General features: G+C 45.1%; 18 protein-coding genes and 1 pseudogene. 11 read left to right on the top strand and 8 right to left on the bottom strand.

Annotated features, from left to right (window positions below; genetic code table 11):
- Nucleotides 1-270: 270 nt before the first annotated feature.
- On the bottom strand, nucleotides 271-873 hold the full coding sequence (locus FKV70_RS09700; RefSeq protein WP_063211750.1) for an isochorismatase family protein: 603 nt from the start codon (nucleotides 871-873) through the stop codon (nucleotides 271-273).
- Between the two features lie 142 nt (nucleotides 874-1,015).
- Between FKV70_RS09700 and FKV70_RS09695 the strand changes: the two genes are divergently transcribed.
- Both FKV70_RS09695 and FKV70_RS09690 read left to right on the top strand, forming a co-directional pair.
- Complete coding sequence (locus FKV70_RS09695) at nucleotides 1,016-1,858, top strand: helix-turn-helix transcriptional regulator (protein WP_142612711.1); 843 nt, start codon at nucleotides 1,016-1,018, stop codon at nucleotides 1,856-1,858.
- A 453-nt stretch (nucleotides 1,859-2,311) separates the two neighbouring features.
- The gene (locus FKV70_RS09690) at nucleotides 2,312-2,755 is read left to right on the top strand and encodes a cell wall hydrolase (RefSeq protein ID WP_142612710.1); all 444 of its coding nucleotides are present in this window, start codon (nucleotides 2,312-2,314) and stop codon (nucleotides 2,753-2,755) included.
- Nucleotides 2,756-3,173: 418 nt separating this feature from the next.
- Here FKV70_RS09690 and FKV70_RS09685 read toward each other — a convergent pair whose 3' ends face one another.
- Nucleotides 3,174-3,596 (bottom strand): tetratricopeptide repeat protein, encoded by a 423-nt coding sequence (locus FKV70_RS09685; protein ID WP_142612709.1) that lies wholly within the window; start codon nucleotides 3,594-3,596, stop codon nucleotides 3,174-3,176.
- Nucleotides 3,597-3,946: 350 nt separating this feature from the next.
- On the opposite strand from FKV70_RS09685, the gene FKV70_RS26515 reads away from it, so the two are divergent.
- From FKV70_RS26515 to FKV70_RS26510, 3 genes and pseudogenes are all read left to right on the top strand, one after another.
- Nucleotides 3,947-4,573 carry a hypothetical protein gene (locus tag FKV70_RS26515; protein WP_244310699.1) on the top strand — a complete coding sequence of 209 codons (627 nt, stop codon included), beginning with the start codon at nucleotides 3,947-3,949 and terminating at the stop codon, nucleotides 4,571-4,573.
- Nucleotides 4,574-4,714: 141 nt separating this feature from the next.
- Nucleotides 4,715-6,688 (top strand): elongation factor G, encoded by a 1,974-nt coding sequence (locus FKV70_RS09675; RefSeq protein ID WP_244310698.1) that lies wholly within the window; start codon nucleotides 4,715-4,717, stop codon nucleotides 6,686-6,688.
- A gap of 209 nt (nucleotides 6,689-6,897) precedes the next feature.
- A pseudogene (locus FKV70_RS26510) lies at nucleotides 6,898-7,125 on the top strand (uracil-DNA glycosylase family protein); the annotation flags it as partial.
- Between the two features lie 43 nt (nucleotides 7,126-7,168).
- Here FKV70_RS26510 and FKV70_RS09665 read toward each other — a convergent pair.
- A complete protein-coding gene (locus tag FKV70_RS09665) occupies nucleotides 7,169-7,735 on the bottom strand; it encodes a DUF4062 domain-containing protein (protein WP_142612708.1) in 567 nt (188 codons plus the stop codon).
- Nucleotides 7,736-7,932: 197 nt separating this feature from the next.
- On the opposite strand from FKV70_RS09665, the gene FKV70_RS09660 reads away from it, so the two are divergent.
- The 3 genes from FKV70_RS09660 (at nucleotide 7,933) to FKV70_RS09650 (ending at nucleotide 10,053) form a co-directional block, all read left to right on the top strand.
- Nucleotides 7,933-8,364 carry a MarR family winged helix-turn-helix transcriptional regulator gene (locus FKV70_RS09660; RefSeq protein ID WP_142612707.1) on the top strand — a complete coding sequence of 144 codons (432 nt, stop codon included), beginning with the start codon at nucleotides 7,933-7,935 and terminating at the stop codon, nucleotides 8,362-8,364.
- Between the two features lie 18 nt (nucleotides 8,365-8,382).
- Complete coding sequence (locus FKV70_RS09655) at nucleotides 8,383-9,021, top strand: peroxiredoxin-like family protein (RefSeq protein ID WP_142612706.1); 639 nt, start codon at nucleotides 8,383-8,385, stop codon at nucleotides 9,019-9,021.
- A gap of 78 nt (nucleotides 9,022-9,099) precedes the next feature.
- Nucleotides 9,100-10,053 carry an alpha/beta hydrolase gene (locus FKV70_RS09650; RefSeq protein WP_142612705.1) on the top strand — a complete coding sequence of 318 codons (954 nt, stop codon included), beginning with the start codon at nucleotides 9,100-9,102 and terminating at the stop codon, nucleotides 10,051-10,053.
- A gap of 271 nt (nucleotides 10,054-10,324) precedes the next feature.
- Here the strand turns inward: FKV70_RS09650 and FKV70_RS09640 are convergent, their stop codons facing one another.
- Nucleotides 10,325-11,017, bottom strand: coding sequence for a YetF domain-containing protein (locus FKV70_RS09640; RefSeq protein ID WP_142612704.1), 693 nt, complete (start codon nucleotides 11,015-11,017; stop codon nucleotides 10,325-10,327).
- A gap of 236 nt (nucleotides 11,018-11,253) precedes the next feature.
- Here FKV70_RS09640 and FKV70_RS09635 point away from each other — a divergent pair, with 236 nt between their 5' ends.
- Nucleotides 11,254-11,814 carry a DUF4303 domain-containing protein gene (locus tag FKV70_RS09635; protein ID WP_142612703.1) on the top strand — a complete coding sequence of 187 codons (561 nt, stop codon included), beginning with the start codon at nucleotides 11,254-11,256 and terminating at the stop codon, nucleotides 11,812-11,814.
- Between the two features lie 297 nt (nucleotides 11,815-12,111).
- Here the strand turns inward: FKV70_RS09635 and FKV70_RS09630 are convergent, their stop codons facing one another.
- Complete coding sequence (locus FKV70_RS09630) at nucleotides 12,112-13,011, bottom strand: alpha/beta hydrolase (protein WP_142612702.1); 900 nt, start codon at nucleotides 13,009-13,011, stop codon at nucleotides 12,112-12,114.
- Nucleotides 13,012-13,605: 594 nt separating this feature from the next.
- On the opposite strand from FKV70_RS09630, the gene FKV70_RS09625 reads away from it, so the two are divergent.
- Nucleotides 13,606-14,142 carry a hypothetical protein gene (locus FKV70_RS09625; protein WP_142612701.1) on the top strand — a complete coding sequence of 179 codons (537 nt, stop codon included), beginning with the start codon at nucleotides 13,606-13,608 and terminating at the stop codon, nucleotides 14,140-14,142.
- Nucleotides 14,143-14,209: 67 nt separating this feature from the next.
- Here FKV70_RS09625 and FKV70_RS09620 read toward each other — a convergent pair whose 3' ends face one another.
- The 3 genes from FKV70_RS09620 to FKV70_RS09610 all read right to left on the bottom strand — a co-directional run bounded on the left by FKV70_RS09620 (nucleotide 14,210) and on the right by FKV70_RS09610 (nucleotide 18,117).
- Nucleotides 14,210-14,590: a hypothetical protein gene (locus FKV70_RS09620; protein ID WP_064797539.1), complete on the bottom strand. Its 381-nt coding sequence runs from the start codon at nucleotides 14,588-14,590 to the stop codon at nucleotides 14,210-14,212.
- Nucleotides 14,591-14,861: 271 nt separating this feature from the next.
- Nucleotides 14,862-16,856: a serine hydrolase domain-containing protein gene (locus FKV70_RS09615; protein ID WP_142612700.1), complete on the bottom strand. Its 1,995-nt coding sequence runs from the start codon at nucleotides 16,854-16,856 to the stop codon at nucleotides 14,862-14,864.
- Between the two features lie 172 nt (nucleotides 16,857-17,028).
- Nucleotides 17,029-18,117 carry a GntR family transcriptional regulator gene (locus FKV70_RS09610; protein ID WP_142612699.1) on the bottom strand — a complete coding sequence of 363 codons (1,089 nt, stop codon included), beginning with the start codon at nucleotides 18,115-18,117 and terminating at the stop codon, nucleotides 17,029-17,031.
- 289 nt (nucleotides 18,118-18,406) lie between these two features.
- Here FKV70_RS09610 and FKV70_RS09605 point away from each other — a divergent pair, with 289 nt between their 5' ends.
- Entirely contained in the window at nucleotides 18,407-20,020 is a 1,614-nt protein-coding gene (locus tag FKV70_RS09605; RefSeq protein ID WP_142612698.1) for a xylulokinase, read from the top strand.
- Nucleotide 20,021: the final 1 nt, after the last annotated feature.

Here is a 20,021-nt window from a genome sequence, read left to right as displayed (position 1 = left end):
TAATTATCGGATCAAATTCTTGTCATGTCCGCCGTGCAGCTCGATAACCCCGAGGAATAAGAGAGACAAAAAACTTGCCGTTACAGAAAGTGCGGAGAACCCTATCACAAATGATGCAATTTCGCTTCACACTCGACCTCATACTGTGACGGAGTAGGTTGGTATGAACTTGGTGAATAAATGGCAGAAAATATGGCTAGCCATAGCCAACCATATTTTTAAAAGCATTTTTTGATTTTAGACACAATCAGGTTTCCCTTTAAAACGAACCTAAATCCCTTCTAGGATCTCTTCTGTTGTGCGAATCCGGCCAATCCTCGGAAAAATAACGTCCCGTACATGCTCATGTTCGGCCTTGGTGAACCCGGTCATGGCGTCAATTGCAAAAATAAGTTGATAGCCGTGCTGAAATGCCTCTCTTGCGGTTGTATCGACTCCGATACCTGAGGATATACCGCATAAAACGATCGTATCAATATTTCGGCGGCGCAGCTGCAGATCAAGGTCTGTTCCATGGAAAGCCCCCCATTGTTTTTTGGAGATGATATGGTCTGTCTCGGTCACTCCGAGCTCGGGAACAAATTCATCCCAGCCCTCTATCAGGTTCAGTCTAGGTACCGTGGTATCGAGCTTGGGAGAAGGTATATCCTTGAAGTCTTTACTGGATACGTGTACAAGATTCACAAAAGCCCCCTTGTTACGAAAAAGATTGGCCAGCTTAGCTGAATTTGCAATGACCATCTCGGCAGAATAAGGAGCATACTGACTGCTAATCCATTTTTGGAGGTCAATGACGACCAGAGAAGTCTTGTTCCAATCCAATAACGGTGCTCGTTCCTCACCCTTCAAATGATTGCCATTTAGTTGATTCATATAGAATCTCCTCCTAACCTTATCTTGTAAAAAAATGATGACTACATCAGTATATAATCGATAATATAGAATAACGAGAGAGGGAATTAACCTAGGAGCGTTACTCCCAGAATACAAAGAAATACTGGAGGGATGAGATGAAATGCAGGAGGAACGCGAAAAGACCGGAGAATTAGCTGAATTTCTCCGTACCCAACGGGCCCGTCTGACTCCGGAGCTGGTAGGTTTGCCTTCCGGTGAAAGACGGCGGACACCTGGTCTTAGAAGGGCAGAGGTTGCCATACTCGCTGGTATCAGTGTGGATTGGTATACATGGTTGGAGCAGGGTAGAGACATTCAGGTATCCATCCAGGTGCTTGATAGCTTGTCCCGTGCGCTGCGAATGAACGACATTGAGCGAAAACATCTCTTCTTGCTCGCTGCAGGACACTTACCTCCGAGTAATCAAGCGCCACAGAACAAGGTAAGCCAGCTACTGCAGGATTTTTTGGACAGACAGGGGGAAAGCCCTGCCTTTGTGGTAAATTCAAGGTGGGATGTCGTAGCCTGGAACCAGGCCGCGATTCTTGTTTTTGGAGATTACGAAGCAATGTCGGCAAGAGACAGAAATTCGATATGGCGCCTATTCACTACGAATAATGCGAAGCGGATGCTGGGTGACAGTTGGGAAGCGAACGCCAAACATCGGTTAGCCCAGTTTCGGGCCAACTATGCAAATACAGTCGGGGATCCTTGGTGGGGAGAGCTTATTGAGGACCTGCACCAGCAAAGTAAGGAGTTCCGGGAATGGTGGCCGTTGCATCAAGTTATAAATGTGCCGGAAGGTGAAAAGCTGCTTAATCATCCTGTTGTCGGTTCCCTTCGTTTTGGTCATCTTTCCTTCCAGGCTATGGACTCCGTTGACCTCCAGGTTACAGTTAATATTCCTTTGGATACTCCAACAATTGAAAGAATGAGAAAACTTCTTTCTGCGGTTAATCGATAATTCAGCATTTGCCACGTCCGTTGAAGTTATTCCATTTTGGCAGGTGACCTTTCTTTAGCGGGATGGAATAATGAACGAACATCGTGATGTTACTATGATTCCAATTTGTAAAAAAATTCAAGTGGGTGAGTTGGGGATATGGCTAAAATCGTCAGCGCATGGACCTAGCCAAACGTAACGGTCGTCTCATCGTTCGGATTAATGACTCACAGGATTGCTCTAAAGTGGTTGTTTAAGCGAGACACTGTAAAGAGACCCTTTTTATTTGCCGTTAGACCCGATACGGTGAGCCGTATCACATATTTTGAGGGGAATTTTACCACTTTCACTCAACTAATGGGCTAAGGTTCAGTGAAATGGGCTGTTTAATATCGTTTTCTATTTATTTAGCCAGAGTAACACATCTGCTTAGCCTAAAATATGATGAGTCTAGAAATCAAATGAGGTGAGCAAATGGCAGTTGTAAAATCCAGGCAACAGGATATCGATATGTTGGCAAGGTTGCTTCGAGCTGAGGCTGAGGCCGAAGGCGAAATGGGCATGCTCCTTGTTGGAGCTGTTGGCATTAACCGAATAAGAGCGAATTGTTCCGATTTTAAAGGAATCCGGACAATTCCCGAAATGATTAACCAGCCGCATGCGTTCGAAGCGCTACAACATGGTATGTACTATCAAAGAGCAAGAGATAGAGAACGCCGTCTGGCACAACGGGTTGTGAATGGGGAACGGAATTGGCCAGCCAAATACTCGCTATGGTACTTCCGCCCAGGATCGTATGAAAACCCCGGACCATGTCCGCCAACTTGGTATAATCAGCCGTTTGTAGGTCGATGGAAGAAACATTGTTTTTATGAACCGACTGCGATTGAATGCGAAAATGTATATAGTACGTTTTAAAATCTGCATGATTGCATCAGATCAAGTTTTATTTCGGCGGGACTCATGCATGACTTTGTAGGTAAGAAATACCTAAATCACAACGCATTTTTGCCGATGATCCCATTACGCTGAACCGTATCACAAGGGGGCTGACTCCCCACGCCTCCGCCAACCTTACTAAAAACGAACATAACATACTTAGTTGGTGGTTTTTCAGTAACAGTTTGGTTTAGTTAGTAAAAAGACAGTTAGGGCACATTGACCAGCCTTAACTGTCCTTTTATTCATGACTCCAAACAGATTGCAGAAATCGTTAGAAATGACGCCAGCCGCTGTTGACAGCGCCTTGCAAAGAGCTTCGAAAATAATATTATAGAATGGTTTGAAGGTAAAAAATTTAAAAATATCGTAATCAGCTCTTGCGTAGCCTGAAATTTCAAATCTCTATGTTTGTCTCCAAAAACTCAAGATATTTTGGGTCGTCTTCCATAAAAATTCCAATACCGGCGCCCATGTAAGCCCGGGTTAACTCGTCAGCCGCCTTTTCAAAGTTTTCCTGTTCATAATATAACTGCCCAAGCCGAAGGTGAATATACGGATTACCCAACCCCTTCGGACACTGTACGGCATTAAAAAAGCACTTGAAGGCCTTATCGTAATTCTTCATACGATAGTGGACATCCCCAATAGCTACATATATCCAGGTAGCGGCCTCCCATTCTTGATGATTTTCAGGCAATAAACGGAGGGCGGCAATATAATTTTGCTTGGCGGCATCAAGATCGCCTACCTTCACTAAGTCATCGCCTTGTGTACATAGAACCCTAATTGCGGAATAAGTGGAATCTGAGAGCTGCAAAGCGATCTCTCCTGTTCTATTCGATTGGATTAGATTAAGGAATTTTAGCCAATGATCGTTTGTTGGCTTTCATCAAAAATGATGGCGTCTGGTATTGCCGATTAAATAGCCTATTGCCCAAATGATATGATCTGTAAATTCTTCTCCATGATCAGGCGGGAATACGAAGCGAATGCGCTCGGCACAGTCTTTGACTTCAGGCATTCATATGAAGAGTCTACCAAATTTTTAAGCCTATTCATAGATTGAAAGCGCGTTCTAGTTTATGTGAGTACTATTTTCAAGAGGGCCATGCGTGGCATGTAGTATTTTAAGCGGCTTGATATGGTTTAGAAGAAAGGATGATAGAGATGGCAAATGATAATCAACAGCTTGACAAGGAATCGATTAAGTACCTAACGACTGCCCCTCTTCGGGAGAATGATCCTAAGTTTATATGCGCAATAAGTGATGTAGCCTATGAGTTTTTAACAACAGATGAAGTAGGTTTGATAGTACAGCTGTATTTTAAAATGAAGAATATTGCCCTGCGAAATAAGATTCTGTATGGTTTAATCCGGTGCGGGAATTTGGAACTGAAGGATTTCTTTGAGAAAGCCTATAAAAAAGAACGATATTTGGACATGAGACTGCTCGCGATCCATGGATTAGCACAGTATGCGCCAGAAGAAGAGATCGAAAAGGTCATGCAGCATTTCCTTAAGATCTTGATAAAGAGGCCGGAGACTACCCCCTATAACTACCAAGAATATGAGTTCTTAAGATCTGCCTTCGGGTTGCCTCTACTGATTAAAAAATACGGATATTCCTGTTTTGAAAAAGCACTTCAACAAGTCGAGAAACAGTATCAAGATATGCCGGAAGCATTTAGGGGGCATTTTACCTTTGATGACAACGGAAAGGCAGTTCAATTGAGAACTCCAAACGAAACGAAGCAAATGATTGAACGCTTTTACGCATCCCAGCACCGTTACTAATCAGCCGAACGAGGTAATTCGTTATCATTTATCACAGTCAGATAAGCCCAATCTTCTCCGATTCTAATTGGAGTGTTCCTACCCACTCTCCCGATTTCTATGCTTTAATAAAATGAGCGGTATCAACAAGAAGCGTTGAAAGTGGGATTCTATGAAGCGACTAACGATTGCCTGTTCGCCCATGTGGATGCAGGTAAAACAACTTTTGCGGAACAGCTGCTGTACCATACGAACAGTATCCGGTCCCGGGGGCGGGTGGATCATCAGGATGCGTTTCTGGACAGCCACGATATTGAGCGGGCAAGGGGTATTACGGTGTTCGCAGATCAGGCAGTAATAGAATATAAAGGAGACCGTTATTATTTGATAGACACGCCCGGACACGTCGATTTCTCCCCGGAGATGGAGCGGGCGATTCAGGTCATTGATTATGCCATCCTGATTGTAAGCGCAGTCGAAGGTGTCCAGGGTCATACGGAGACGGTCTGGCAGCTGCTGCGCAAGCATCAGATTCCGACGTTCTTCTTTATCAACAAGACGGATCGGATCGGTGCGGATGCTGGCAGAACCGAGGCAGATATCCGCCAGCAGTTGACGGGGGAAGTATGCTGCATTACACAGAGCTTCGCTGACGGCATAGTCGGTGAGCCGCTGCGAGAGGCCATGGCGGAGCGAGACGAAGCCTTGCTGGAAGCATTCCTGGAGGGGAGAGAGGACGCTGGCTTCTGGCTGGAGGCCTTGCAGAGGATGATAGCGGCGGGCCTTCTCTTCCCCTGTGCTTACGGCTCTGCGCTTCAGGATACGGGCGTCATTGAATTTCTGGATCAGCTGCATCTGCTGACGACAGCCACTTATGACGAGAATGCTTCGTTCCAGGGACGGGTTTATAAAATTCGGCACGATGCAGGTGGAGCGAGACTCACGTTCATTAAGGCGCTCGGTGGTCGGTTAAAGGTGAGAGAACAGCTTAGTTATGAGAGTGGCGGCGTTCAATATGACGAAAAAGTTACGCGGCTCTTCATGTTTAACGGCCTTAAATCGCAGCCGATGGAACAAGTGGAAGCCGGCGATTTGTTTGCGGTTGCTGGATTGTCCGCCGCCGAGGCTGGACAAGGCCTGGGGTCGATATCAGACAAGTTAGCTTACGGTTCAGAGCCGACGTTACAATCGAAGGTAGTATTCGACAATTCGATACATGTACAGAAGGTACTCGGTGCTTTTCGCACGCTGGAGGCGGAGGAGCCGTCTCTGAACGTCGTTTGGGATGAGAAATTGCAGGAGATTTCTATCCGCGTCATGGGATTGATTCAACTGGAAGTGCTGGATCAGCTTGTTAGAGAGAGGTTTGGCTTTGCTATCTCTTTTGGGCAACCGGAAATCTTGTATAAGGAAACGATTCAATCGGCTGTAAAAGGGTACGGCCACTTTGAACCGCTCAGGCATTATGCGGAAGTGCATCTGCTGCTTGAACCGGGAAAAAGGGGCAGCGGCATCACGTTCGATAGCAGATGTCATGCCGATGAACTGAATATCAGCTATCAGAATCTGATTCGGAATCATCTCTATGAACGCGAGCATCACGGACTGCTGACCGGCATGCCGGTCACCGATGTGAACATTACGTTACTGAGGGGCCGCGCGCATAAAGAACATACCCATGGCGGTGATTTTCGTGAGGCTGCCTTTCGAGCACTACGGCAGGGTCTGGAGAAGGCGGAGAACGTGCTGTTGGAGCCCTATTACGATTTCAAAATCAAGGTCGCTATCGATGAAATGGGCAGAGTACTGTCTGATATTCAGCGTGCTTCAGGTATTTTTAATCCGCCGCAGACAATCGGAACGCAAGCGGTGGTCACGGGCAGGGTGCCTGTGTCGACTTTCATGAACTACAGCGCCGAATTTGCATCCTTTACGCATGGACGAGGCAGTATTCGCTGCGTGTTCAGCGGCTACGACCGCTGCCATAATACGGAGGAAGTCATAGAACGGATGGGCTACCGCAAAGAGGCAGACCCACTGTATACCTCCTCCTCCATCTTTTGCGCCAAGGGGGCGGGTTACTCGGTGCCATGGGCTGAGGCGGAAGCCAAGATGCACCTTGAATTAGAACCTTGATTGATCTATTAGGAAACTAAGCAACTAAGAAATTATCGTGAGTAGTACATCTATTAATGTGCTGCTTTTACGATTTAAACTGGGCAGTTGCCGTTACTAGGACAGGTGTCCCTACATAGAAATAAGCTGATGAGAAAGGCTTATGTCATGAGCGGGGATGGTGTAAAGCAGATGGCGCAAAAGTTGCAAAAGAAAAGTACAGCAGCTCCTTTGGATTTGGTAATGTCGTAGCGGAAGCCATATTCACTAATAAGGAAGGTGCCAGTGTCAAGGAGTTACGAGGCAGCTGGTATGAGTTACAGGGTATGCCCATCAGCTTCACCTATCACCCGTTTGCAGTAAGAAGACGACCCAATCTACTTAGGCTTTTTGTAGAAGATTTAAAAGTTTTGAAGGAGAAGTGGAAGGAGCTTCAACTCAAGCAGGACATAGATTGACGAGAATATTATAGGAAAGGGGCTGGTCGTGCCAGGCCCTTTTTCATTTCTTTTTCTCCAACTCTGCCTTTAATCTTGCATTCTCTTCCAACAGCTTTTGAACATCCGGGACATCCTTGCCGGAAACCCAGCCATACAAATCGTCTCTTGCTGCATACTCCGGCAATTGATCACGAAGCACCATTTTAATGTGCCGTACATCTTCAACATAATAGATAGGGATTTGTTCCATGACTGATTGCTTAAACTCTTGAAACTTCTGATAGTATTCAATTGCTGCGAAGTCGTATGGCTTTTGTCTTAATGCTTCATCTGTGACAACAAAAGCAAATCTAGGTTTGCCCGCTTCTCCGGCATACTCATACTCCCAATGGATATAGCTCTTGGATTCATCAGGAAGTGTTAGACCATAGAATCCTCCGAGAATCAGGACATATATATCGGACTCGTCGATCCATCTCTTTCTAATTTTCATTGGACTTTCCTTGAAAAATTGCTCGATTCCCGCAGGGATATGACCGGCTTGAAGTATGGCTTCAACAGCGGTATGTCTTTCCTCAATAAGATCATAGTAAGTAGACGATATGTAAATCTGTAATTTTCTCCTCATAGGCCCACCCAAATTAAAGAATTAGTTTAAAAAGAATCTACCACTCTCTCACTTTATTTGTCAAAATTGATTGGGTCCCTCAACTGCCCCAAGCTGAATGTTGAATAAATCCTCCCGATCAAAAATAAGTGATTGACAGTTTAAAAACATTTTGCATAATTAAATTGTGCACAATATTAAATAGGGGTTGACCTCACATGCTGCAACTTAACGAACACCTTTGCTTTTCTTTATATGCTTGCTCCCGGGCCATTTCTCGGTTGTATCGACCGCTATTGGAACAGATGGGAATTACTTATCCTCAGTATCTTGTGTTGCTATCCCTCTGGGAAAGCGACGGGCGGACGGTCAAAGAACTAGGAGAACAGTTAGACCTTGATTCAGGCACCTTGACGCCGCTGCTGAAACGGATGGAAGCGAACGGACTGATTCAGAGAGTACGATCGACGGAAGATGAGAGGGTCGTCTTGGTCCTGCTCACAGAGAAAGGGTTGGCCCTTAAGGGCGAAGCCGATTGTATTCCATCCGCGCTCCTATCAGCCAGCGGCATGTCCACCCAGGAAGTGTCGGAATTAAACAAAGCCATCAAAGTATTAGCGGACAAAGTCATTCAGACCAGCGGCAAATAATTCATTGGAGGTGTGACCATGCCAATAACGACCTTAACTTCAGCGTTAGAGAAGGTCACTGCAGCAAACCCGTTTGAAGTGCAGGCTATACACCAACGTGTCATCCAGCAACTTCAAGAGGAAGGCAAGGCGACAGGACTACCAGTTGGGGAGAAAGCCAAGGACTTTGAATTGTCAGATTCACTTGGAAACCAAATCAATTTGGCTGACGAATTGGCGAAAGGTCCTGTTGTCCTTACCTTTTACAGAGGAGGCTGGTGCCCTTACTGCAATCGACAACTAAGAGCATACCAGGAGATTCTCCCCGAAATTCAGGCGCTAGGTGCTCAGCTTATCGCAGTCAGTCCGCAATTGCCGGATTATACGCTGTCTGATCAAGAGAAAGCAGAATTGTCCTTTAAGGTTCTCAGTGACCCTAAGGGAATCGTTGCCACCAAATATAACCTGTTGTATGAAGTGCCCGACTATCTGAAGAGCATGTATTTAAGCCATAATATTGATCTTCACGAGTACAATGGGACGGATCATTGGCTGCTTCCGGTGACGGGAACGTTCATGATTGACGAATACTCCTTTATCCGCTCTACATACGTGAATCCTGACTTTACCAAGAGGATGGAGCCGGAGGATATTCTCTGGGAGCTGCGCAAATTGTAACCCTTTTTTTTTACCCAAAATGGTTTTGCAAAATTTAATTTTATAAAATATATATAACGATAGAGGAGAATGATACACATGACTAAAAAGATTATTCTTGAGCCTGCTGCACAACAATTCGTTGAGGATACTGCGAATCCGCCCTACTTATTCCATCTTGGGCCAGAGAAGGGAAGAGTTACGGTAGACGAAGTCCAATCGGGAGATGTCAAGAAACCGGATGTAGATATAGAGGAGCTCAACATCCCAGGCGGGCCGAGCGGTCAAGTGTCCGTTCGGATCCTGCGCCCGAAGAACATGGCCGGACAATTGCTTAACACTGTTTTGTACATTCACGGCGCGGGATGGGTGTTCGGCAATGCCCATACCCATGATCGGCTGATTCGCGAGCTGGCGATCAGAAGCGGATCCGCCATCGTATTTCCCAATTACAGCTTGTCTCCCGAAGCCAAATATCCGACAGCCCTTGAAGAGATCTACGCTACCCTGCAATGGATCTCTTCCTCCGGCAAGGATTATGGCCTGAATTCAGACCATATCTCCATCGGGGGTGATAGCGTCGGGGGCAATATGACAGCGGCCATCACGTTGATCGCTAAGGAAAGAAAAGGCCCCGAGATCCAGCGACAGCTGCTGTTCTACCCGGTTACAGATGCCGGAATGGATACGGGCTCGTATCATGAATTTGCTGAAGGATACTTCCTGCGCCGTGACGGGATGGCGTGGTTCTGGGAACAGTATATCAACAAACCGGAAGAGCTGAATGAAATCTATACCTCTCCTCTAAGAGCGTCCATCGATCAGCTTCGCGATCTCCCGCCAGCACTCATCATCACGGCTGAAGCCGATGTTCTTCGAGATGAAGGTGAGGCCTATGGGAATAAGCTTCGGGAGGCTGGTGTGGACGTCACGACGGTGCGTTATCAAGGAATCATTCATGATTTCGTCATGCTGAATGTTTTGGCGGATACATTAGCCGCCCGCGGTGCAATTGCATTAGCCAGCACTTGGCTGAAGGACGGATTTCAATAATAGTAGGGAAAAAATAACCCACACCTACACCCCTGATATCTCCAAACACTGAGCAAAAGACGCAAATCCTCACTATGGGCGTGACTCGGTGTAGTAAGAAACGGACTAGCGTAATGTTGAACGCTAGTCCGTCTCTGTTTGCTCATTATTCCTTATGAGCTGCTTTTGCTCGATATGGGCCACTCCCCATTGATGTAAGGTTTCTAAAATCGGAGACAGGCTTATGCCGTATTCCGTAATAGAACTCAGGTAGTTGATACCGGATATCGTTTTATGGGGGGGAGTCCTGGTATTTGTCGATATACAGCGTCCCGTCCAATTGGAGCTCTGCGTAGAATACTTGATCCACGGAATGAATGCTGGCTTTCTTTAATTGTTGGTTGAGCCAGGCAACGGAGACATCCATTTTTATAAGATTTTTTTCTACGATTTTTCCATCAACGATAAGCTCCGTCGGGATTCCTTGAATAGGCGTAAGGGTTGCTTTTATATCTTTTTTCGTTGCAGGCAGTAGTTCTTCTTTTCTCAACACACTGAGTTTACCGTCAGGTTCCAAAATTGCGAATTCCACTTCTTCGGGTGAGAAGACATCCTTGTTCCGAAGCAACATGCTTAAATCGTCGATGTTGAGGTGCTGTTTAGCCAACGCCTTCTCCAAAATTTCCCCTTTCTTGATGAGAATCGTAGGCTGGCCGTCGAGAATCTCACGAGCTTTGACGGAGCGCAATCCGATCAATGCGATGATGAACGCCAAGAATGACCATAAGACCAAGCTAGATATTCCTTGCAGCAGCGTGATGTGTCTGTTGACGATAATCTCAGCAGTGGTGGAGCCGAAGGTAATCCCTGTTACATAATTGAAAAACGTTAGATGTCCGACTTGTTTTTTACCGAGCAGACGCGTTAAAACGAGTAGAGCAACGAAGGACGTTGCTGTACGAAATAGAATTTCACCATACGTCATGTGCTGAGCTCCTTGCATAACAGATAGTTTTAGATTGGCCTTCGTCCCCATCTCCTATACTTGAAAGGAAAAAGAATCTAATGAATATGAACGGCTGAAAGGTCGTCTTATGCAACATAACGAAGGAGTGAATCACGCAAATCTCCAGGATAGGGTAAGGGGTAGGTAGATTTAAAATGGACAATCTTTATAATGGGAATTAGATGTATATTTTATAGGGGTAAGGGGCGATAGTCATGAAATGGACGCAAGAGATAGAGACGTTGGCGGCAGAGATGGCCGATGTGGCTAGGACGTCCTTTCGCGCTCTTTTTGAAAATGGCGAACGTTACTATTACTGCACGCTATTTACGACTGGAGAGGGACATGCGCCAAGCATCTCCGCCTGGTCATGGGAGGCCTTGGAGAGGGAAGCGGTCAGGCAAGGAGACGAAAGCGACACGCCGGGATCAACGATTGCGGAACTCATCAAATGGTCCTATGCCGATTCACCCTATTGTTGTTTTAGAGATGAGGACTTCGATAATGTTAAACAACTGTTTATGGAACGCCCTTCCATTGCGGAGCTTGAGGTAGACGAATGGAATCGTGAATATGATTTGAGGCTGAAGGCTATGGAACTGGCGATGAAAATGCTCGACGATGAAGGCGTGTTTACCTTGAATCAACCACGAGAGTCTGTATGCGTTCTTGTCGAGGTCATGCCGCCAGATGAGACCAATACTGAAATCGCCCTGCGTTTGAATCGGGCAGAGTCTCCGGCTATGCAAGCATGGCTGGCAGAAGCAGCTGAGTAGGGGCATTCGCATTTAAGAAATCCGAAGAAAAAGGCCTGATAGGCGGTTATGACGTGGAGCACCAGGTCTATGCGGATTCATGCAACTTTACAGAGTTCCTAGCGTAGCCTTGAAATGCACCTCATTAAGTTTCTCAAGGGGGAGTTGTAAGATGCTGTTTGGATTCCTGCAAAGTAGATACGCAAAAAAGCTGGACGGAAAACTCACGTTTTTTGTCCAGCTTTCCTTTTAGGGACTTATTGTACAATCCCATGGGCTTTATGCTACGTAAGAAACGCGCAATCGCTATAGTTTTATTTACTTAAAGATACGTTGCGAAAATTGATACAGCCCGCTGCTCCAAACTTTCCCTTCATGTCCGCCCACATCCAGATACCACATGTGCGGAATATTCATGGTGTTCAAGCTATTATGGAAATTTTGGCTGACCCCCAGTAAATTGTCCGAAGAGCCGCATGACAGCCACAGCAGTTTCAGTTGGCTGGCAACCTGAGACGGATTGGTGATAAGCTGCGATGCCGACTTCGTATTAGGAGCGGATGAGAACGCGCCAATCCAAGAGAATTTATCCAGATGGGTTAATCCGAAGTTCAGCGTTTGTCCGCCTCCCATCGACAAGCCTGCCAGCGCGCGATGCTGCCGATCTTTATACACCGGATAATGGGAATCAATGTAAGGAATAAGGTCATTGATCAGATCGAACTCAAACCTTTCGAAGGCGGCTACCTTGTCCGGAGCATAAATATCGCCTATCGGACGATCATCTTTCATTGCGCGGCCGTTCGGGAATACCACAATCATTGGCTCCAGTTTGTTCTCGGAGTAGAGGTTGTCGAGGATATTTCTCGGATTCATACCATTGAGCCATTCATTCTGATCCCCACCAATACCATGCAGCAAGTAGAGGACGTTATAGGTTTTCGAAGGTGTATAGCCCGGAGGCGTATACACCATCGCGTTCCTAGAATTGCCTACTGTTGTGGAATAGTAGGAAATCTGCTGCACGTTTCCGTGCGGGATATTTTGGCGGTAAGCATCATATCCCCGCGGAGCCGGAATTACGGATCCGCTGGCGGCTGCGACAGCAGAATTGCTCTGGTCTTGATCTTGTGTTTCGGATGCAGCATAGGACATTGTCGGCACCAGCAACGTAGTCACCAAAGCCAGACTTAAAATGCGAGTTAAGGCTTTCTTCATTGTACTTTTCCTCCTTGATTTGTGAATTCTATTGGCCTTGATAGTTTGGAGTGAACGCTGATTCACTCTGTTCTGTTACTCTCTCAGAAGCTATTCTCCTTGCTACTATTGATTTGTAACCCCTTTCAAAACTGAGTGACCTTCCCCTCCCCCCTACCCGCAGCACCCATGCTCAAGAATCAAAGCAATGCTCAGATTAATATAATCGTATACAAATATAGGTTACCATAATTTTCATATTATGTAAATCGTAATTTGTGGATTGAATAGTCAGCTATCTACATCTGAGAGTAGAAAGCAGTTAGCTTGGCAACTAGTGATTTGTCAACGGTTCGAACATCAGCGTATCCATGGTACACTGGAATACCTCGTGCCGGTGTAGGTCAGAAAGATTCCCTCATAATAGTTGTCCAGTTTTCTGTTGACAATTCAATATTGCATTGTATGTCTGGATAAGGTGCTGTTATCAGGCTAAAGCCCCGATGACGACGAGCCCGTCAAACGATTTTCGGCGTGCGTATGCCCCATTCGCACAAGCAGGCAGCCCGCCCCTGGCGTAAACTGAATTATAATCAGTGAGCGAGGTGAACTTCCATGGCACAATCGAAAGAGATGCGTGCACGGGCTAAGAAGTTTCAAGGCCGTCCGGTCTGTGTCACCCTGCACAGCGGAGAGACTTACGTCGGCTACATTACCGACGTTAATCGCAGCGGGCTGGTACTTGCCAATGCTGGAGCTCCTCCACGTGCTCCTTCCAGGAAGCAAGACTCCCGATCTCTCAAACGCAGAGCCAGTTCGCATGCCCCGAGCGCCCGTCTGGATAACCGGAAAAGCGGTGCACGTAAACCGTCTGGTCGTTCGCGCTCCCGCAAGCCGGACGCCAAGGTATCTGCATTCCTGCCGATGATGGGCTCGTTGTTCGGCGGCCTGGGCGGGCTTGGCGGTGCCACTGCGGGAGCAGGAGGGCTTGGCAGTATGCTCAGCGGCGGCCTGCGGCTGTTCGGCATGATCCAAAAAGTTGTCCCAGTTGTGAGGATGGGCTACGGTATGATCAAGTCCATTCGCCCGTTTATCGGCGCCGTTAAAGGCTTGATGCCCCAGGCCAGTCCGGCCACGCCGAATAACGAATAATCGTATACCTGCGGATTTTAAGCCCCTTTTGAGTAGTCGAAGGGGGCTAGCTCACAAACCATTACGACTACCACTGTCTAATCCAAATTGGATTGAACTTGGAATAGCCCATTTCTTTTAGTAAATCCCAAGCATGATCCAGAACTTGAGGTTTTCCCTGGATCCAAAGCTTTGGTCGATTTGCCATCAAGTAAGAGATGATTTCAGCGATATGCTTGGGTTTACCCAGATGGATGACAACGTCCATTCCATTATTTTGTGCTGAAATGTCATAAAAGGACCAAGAAGTGTGAGGCTCTTCTTCAGGAGGGTCTGCCTTGAAAATCAACGTGATTTTGATGTTTTTATTCTCTTTCGGAGATAAGTTTAAGATGAAGCGGGACCCGCCTGTATACCAATAAACGAATGCATAACCGTCGACCGTAATATTTCTTAAGTGACTTTTCATTATTTCCCCCCCTCACTATATGTTGGTTAAAAGATGATCTATCGTTTTAGGAGTTTAGTTAATGGAATCAACACGAGTGTACCATATACAATAATACATAGGCACCTGCGAGCTCACCCTTGATTTAATTGTGGCGTGGCAGAGCCTGAACATTCCGAGGTCGAATTTACGAGGAAGCCGAAAAAATGTAAAATGCTACTGACGTTCCGTTGTCAGTAGCGTTTTTGTATATAAGGAGTATTATTTTACTTTTTCTATTTAATCTTTTGAATTAGTGACTGATTGGCAACGTATAGTAATTAAATGCTTGATCCAACAAGGCACTGGCTTCTTGACGCTTCAAAAGCTGTTTGGAGCGGAAGTTTATGGTGCCGTCTACATTGATCTTGGTATCCGGGTCCATGATACCTTGGGAAACCAGAGCTGTGACTGCTTTAACTGCCCAAGCATCCGTTTCGCCACTCAATTTAACCTTAGTTCCAGGCTCAACCTGTTTTAGGTTCTGGATCATTACCGCCGCCATTTGTCTTGTAATAGGAGAATTAGGCTGATAATTACGTATTCCGACCATCATCTGCTTCTTATTCGGTTCAATCATGTAAGGTTGTTTATACCACCCGTGGGCGCGCAGCAGCACTTCTGAGAATTCTCTCTGAGTCATTGTTCCTTTCGGATTGAAGAGGTTGGCTGACTTTCCGCTCATGACTTTTAAAGCATTAAGGTTGTTTATATACGAAATATATTTACTATCCGCAGGAACATCAGAAAACGGTGAATTAATGTTTATTTTTTGCGCATAAGCAACGAGGTCTGGGAGCTGCATGTAATACAAATATGCAATATGGCCTGTTTTATTTTTATTAAACGTCAATTTATTACCTGATTCATCTTCAAATAATAAAGGGTGAATCATTTTTAGTGTATGTTTGCCTGAAGTTCCTTTCTCCATTATTAATTTCCCATCCGAATACGAAACCTTCGTCCTTAAGGCAGCGACACGCGTGTTTTGGTATAATCCCACGTAGTCCTGGGCCTGCTGCTTACTTATTGTCACGTAGGTTGACTTTGGAACTTCCGATTTTCTCGGATAATAATGATTCATAAATTCTTCATACACGTCAAGACTCATCATGGAGTCGTTATTGTAGGACATGTACATCGCTGTATTCTTCTCAGGCAGAATAACAATCAAGGAAGAATGCCCTGTAACATTTCCTCCTTTTAGAATCACATGCTGATTATTCATCTTCTCTTTGAAGTAGCCTTCGAATCCAATTGTTGTAACCGGGAACTCCTTGTCAGGGAATAACTGGTATGTGTGCATTTGCTCTATGCTCTTTGGACTCACCACTTCTTTACCTTTGTACTTGCCTTTGTTCAGGTGCATAATGAGGTACTTGGCCATGTCATCTGCGGTTGAAACGATACCGCCTTCAGGTTTTTCCGTTGGTTTAAACCCGTCCAAGGGTATCAGTTCACCTTTTGGTCCATAGTGAGCAGCCATTCTGCTTAATAATTGGGGGGTAAACCGCACACTTGTCGAATTCATGCCTAATGGTTTGAAAATATTTTTTTCCATATATTTGGCATACGACATGCCCGTTACGTTTGCTACTGCATATCCCGCTAGCATGAAACCAAAATTGTCATAGGTGTACGCTTCTCCTGGAGGCCTAACAACAGTTGGCATATTTGACTCAATGTACTTCTTCATTGGAAAATATCTGTACGCGTATTCTGGATGCATTTCCATGAGAATGTCTGGTTCATCAAATCCACTTGAATATGTAAGTAGATCAAACATCGTCAGTTTTTTTCCTGTTTTATTCGGAATCTTTATTCCTCCTAAATACTCTTGGACATCGTGTTTTAAATCCATTTTCCCCTTATCGACCAACTGCATAGCTGCCAATGCAGTGAATGACTTTGTAACAGAGGCAATTTGGAAAACGGTATTTTTATCAACAGGAATTTTTTTCTCCTTGTCGGCATAACCGTAACCTTTGCTTAGCATCACTTTCCCACCTGCGACGACTACAAAATTAGAACCTACGGTATTAAACTTCTTCATCTTGTTCGCAAAAACACCATCTGCAAAAGCTTCTAGTTCCTTGGCATCTCGCGGTCCCTCCAAGCTAGCCCTTTCAGATGCAACTGGTACGTTAACGGGTGCGGCAACTGACGCGCCGTTGGGTGCCATACATGCGGTAGTTATCGTAGTAGATAATAGTAGAACCGCGAGAATGGTGTAAATCATTTTTTCCATGAATGATTTCTCCTTGAAATGTATTTTTGCCTTATAGCATCCGGCAAAACCGAGTATGGCAAAAGACTTGTCATACCAACAAGTTACATTTCGTCACCCACCATACCAAACTACTTCAAAGTGTCATATGATAATTAGGCACTAGGTAGGTTTAAAGGGGCTATGAACCCCTTCAATTCAGTTTCTTCTTTACTGTCTCTCCCTCAATTAACACGGGCTGATAATAGGTTTGGTTGCTCAGATCCTTCTTCCCTTGCAGTTTCTTAATAACCCAATCGGCGGCATCACGGCCCATTTGCTCCTGTGGATGTGTCAATGTCGTGAGTTTGATGTTCGCATTTTTGGATATATAGGAATTGTCTTGGCCAATAATAGACAAATCTTCGGGAACCGATATACCAAGCTGCCTGCATACATGTACAACTTCTAATCCGACCTCGTCGTTATAGCAGACAATTGCCGTTAACTCGTCTCTTTGTTCGGTCAGGAATTTCTTCAAGTTGGTGGACAGGTCCTGCTTTGTCTCCGTATAGAATGACAGCACTTGTTCTGGGTGAAAACGTAATTTGGCTTCTCCGAGTGCTTTGATATAGCCTTTCATCCGATACTTTCCTTGTAAATCGTCCATTTTGGCAATAATGCCAATCTGTGTGTGTCCATTAGCGATCAATTCTTTGGTTGCCAGATAGCTGGATTGTACGTCATCGAGGCAGAAGTAAGGAACTTCCAACTCTTCGTAATAAGCATTAATCATAATGAATGGAACATCCTGTTCCTTGAATGTCAGGTAGTAAGCGATATTGGGATTATATAGATTGCTTTTTGTAGGCTCGATGATCAAACCATCGACACCAAAGGACAGCATCATCTCCAAGGCTTTCTTTTCCTGTGCGACATCATTATTGGTACTCGCTAATAGTAATGAATAATTATCTTCATTTAATCTGGCCTCAATCCCGCGAATAATCGAGGGGAAGATGTAGTCAGAGATGTAGGTCGTGATGACTCCGATGGTTTTATTACTGGAATTGCCACCGGTTTTTGATCGAAATTGGTTGCTGACATAGGTGCCAGATCCTTTTTCACTTCTTAAAAAACCCTCGTTCGATAGTTCCAGAATAGCCTTTCGAACCGTCTGGCGACTAACTTTATACTTATCCTGCAAAGCGAATTCCGTTGGAATTTGTTCTCCTACGCTGTATGCCCCTGAAAGAATGTTGCTTTTTATATCCTCAAGGATGACCTGATACTTTGGTTTCACTTTAATCCTTCTTTCCAAGTTGTTCTAATACTAATTAACGAATCCACAATATTTGTATGTACATATTTTAGCATAAATATGAGCTTATTATAATCTATTGTCCTGTATGTATAAATACTAAAAAGAAAATAGAGAAATACTCGGCTTCTTTAATTATTTGTAAGTATAAATATGTTTCTGTGTTGACAAATGTACGCACAAAAAATATACTAAGGCTGTAAATAAAAGAAAGCGCATTCTTTCATTATTGCGGTTATAACAGTTGTTCAGAGAGAGGAGTAACGTGAGCATGGATCAAGACATTAAACAAGCGATTACTAAGGGAAAAACCTCACTTGGTATCGAATTTGGATCCACACGTATCAAGGCAGTGCTGATTGATCATCGTTTTGAAACAATCGCATCTGGAAGCTATGAGTGGGAAAACCTCTTGGTAGATGGCTATTGGACGTACAACTTAGAGAGTATTATTACGGGTCTGCAAGAGGCTTATCGTGAAATGAAGCAAGAGGTTGAGCAAAAATATGGAGTCACCCTTCATACGGTTGGTTCTATAGGATTCTCTGCAATGATGCACGGCTATATGGCTTTTGACAGCAAAGGTGAGTTGCTTGTTCCGTTCCGGACTTGGCGGAATGCGACAACCGGTGCTGCAGCAAAAGCTTTAACTGATAAATTCCAATTCAACATTCCTGAGCGATGGAGTATTGCTCATCTGTATCAAGCGATATTGAACGAAGAGCAGCATGTTCCTCATATTGATTTTATGACGACGTTGGCTGGATATATTCACTGGCTGCTGACTGGCGATAAGGCGATTGGTATTGGAGATGCTTCCGGTATCTTCCCAATTGACGAGACTACGCATGATTATAACGAGTCGATGGTTAGGCAGTTTGATGAACTCATTGCAGCCAAAGGCTACGATTGGAAGTTACAAGACATTATTCCTAAAGTTTATATCTCTGGCGAGCAGGCAGGTGTACTAACCGCTACTGGAGCCAAAATCTTAGATAAATCAGGGGATTTACAACCTGGCATTCCACTTTGCCCTCCAGAAGGTGATGCGGGAACAGGGATGGTCGCTACGAATAGTGTGAGAAAACGTACTGGCAACGTCTCTGTGGGAACCTCAGTTTTTGCCATGATTGTATTAGAGAAGGATCTTTCGGCGGTATATCCGGAAATTGATCTGGTGACTACACCGAACGGGAATCCGGTCGGAATGGTTCATGCCAATAACTGCTCAAGTGATCTCAATGCTTGGCTGGGCTTGTTCCGTGAATTCTATGAGGCCATGGGGCAAAAGGCAGATCCGAACCAATTATTCAGTGTCTTGCTGAACAAGGCTTTGGAGGCAGATCCAGATGGCGGCGGCTTACTTAGCTACGGCTATTTGTCAGGAGAGAATATCACCGGCATAGAGAAAGGTCGGCCATTGTTTGTTCGCTCTCCTGAAAGCCGTTTCAATTTGGCCAATTTTATGCGCACTCATCTGTTCACAGCATTTGCTGCTTTGAAAATCGGGATGGATATTTTGACGAAGAAGGAAAATGTCGCAATTGACAGTATTCTGGCTCACGGTGGTTTATTTAAAACCCCTATCGTCGGACAAAAAATTGTTGCGGCAGCCATGGATGTTCCGGTATCTGTGATGGCAACAGCCGGAGAAGGCGGAGCGTGGGGGATGGCTATTCTGGCTTCTTACATGATGAACAAGGATCAACAAGAAAGTCTGGAAGACTTCCTCGACCAAAAAGTATTCAGAGATGTTGAGGGACAAGAAATTCATCCTGACGGTTCCGATGTTAAGGGATTCGAAACATTCTTAGAACGCTACACACAAGGCCTGGCGATTGAGCAGGCTGCTGTAGATAATCTAGTGGAAAACTGGAGGAATTGAC

The organism is Paenibacillus ottowii, from assembly GCF_006874425.1.
In the GTDB taxonomy this organism is placed as follows: Bacteria; Bacillota; Bacilli; order Paenibacillales; family Paenibacillaceae; genus Paenibacillus; species Paenibacillus ottowii.
Note: the sequence above shows the minus strand (reverse complement) of the source record. Positions and strands in the feature narration are given on the sequence as shown.

What these genes read in the sequence shown, in the direction of transcription:
- FKV70_RS26515 (WP_244310699.1), top strand. Translation starts at nt 3,947, where the DNA reads ATGGCAAATGATAATCAACAGCTTGACAAGGAATCGATTAAGTACCTA.
- FKV70_RS09690 (WP_142612710.1), top strand. Translation starts at nt 2,312, where the DNA reads ATGGCAGTTGTAAAATCCAGGCAACAGGATATCGATATGTTGGCAAGG.
- FKV70_RS09615 (WP_142612700.1), bottom strand. Translation starts at nt 16,856, where the DNA reads ATGGAAAAAATGATTTACACCATTCTCGCGGTTCTACTATTATCTACT.
- FKV70_RS09655 (WP_142612706.1), top strand. Translation starts at nt 8,383, where the DNA reads ATGCCAATAACGACCTTAACTTCAGCGTTAGAGAAGGTCACTGCAGCA.
- FKV70_RS09605 (WP_142612698.1), top strand. Translation starts at nt 18,407, where the DNA reads ATGGATCAAGACATTAAACAAGCGATTACTAAGGGAAAAACCTCACTT.
- FKV70_RS09620 (WP_064797539.1), bottom strand. Translation starts at nt 14,590, where the DNA reads ATGAAAAGTCACTTAAGAAATATTACGGTCGACGGTTATGCATTCGTT.
- FKV70_RS09630 (WP_142612702.1), bottom strand. Translation starts at nt 13,011, where the DNA reads ATGAAGAAAGCCTTAACTCGCATTTTAAGTCTGGCTTTGGTGACTACG.
- FKV70_RS09695 (WP_142612711.1), top strand. Translation starts at nt 1,016, where the DNA reads ATGCAGGAGGAACGCGAAAAGACCGGAGAATTAGCTGAATTTCTCCGT.
- FKV70_RS09665 (WP_142612708.1), bottom strand. Translation starts at nt 7,735, where the DNA reads ATGAGGAGAAAATTACAGATTTACATATCGTCTACTTACTATGATCTT.
- FKV70_RS09700 (WP_063211750.1), bottom strand. Translation starts at nt 873, where the DNA reads ATGAATCAACTAAATGGCAATCATTTGAAGGGTGAGGAACGAGCACCG.
- FKV70_RS09640 (WP_142612704.1), bottom strand. Translation starts at nt 11,017, where the DNA reads ATGACGTATGGTGAAATTCTATTTCGTACAGCAACGTCCTTCGTTGCT.
- FKV70_RS09650 (WP_142612705.1), top strand. Translation starts at nt 9,100, where the DNA reads ATGACTAAAAAGATTATTCTTGAGCCTGCTGCACAACAATTCGTTGAG.
- FKV70_RS09660 (WP_142612707.1), top strand. Translation starts at nt 7,933, where the DNA reads ATGCTGCAACTTAACGAACACCTTTGCTTTTCTTTATATGCTTGCTCC.
- FKV70_RS09625 (WP_142612701.1), top strand. Translation starts at nt 13,606, where the DNA reads ATGGCACAATCGAAAGAGATGCGTGCACGGGCTAAGAAGTTTCAAGGC.
- FKV70_RS09635 (WP_142612703.1), top strand. Translation starts at nt 11,254, where the DNA reads ATGAAATGGACGCAAGAGATAGAGACGTTGGCGGCAGAGATGGCCGAT.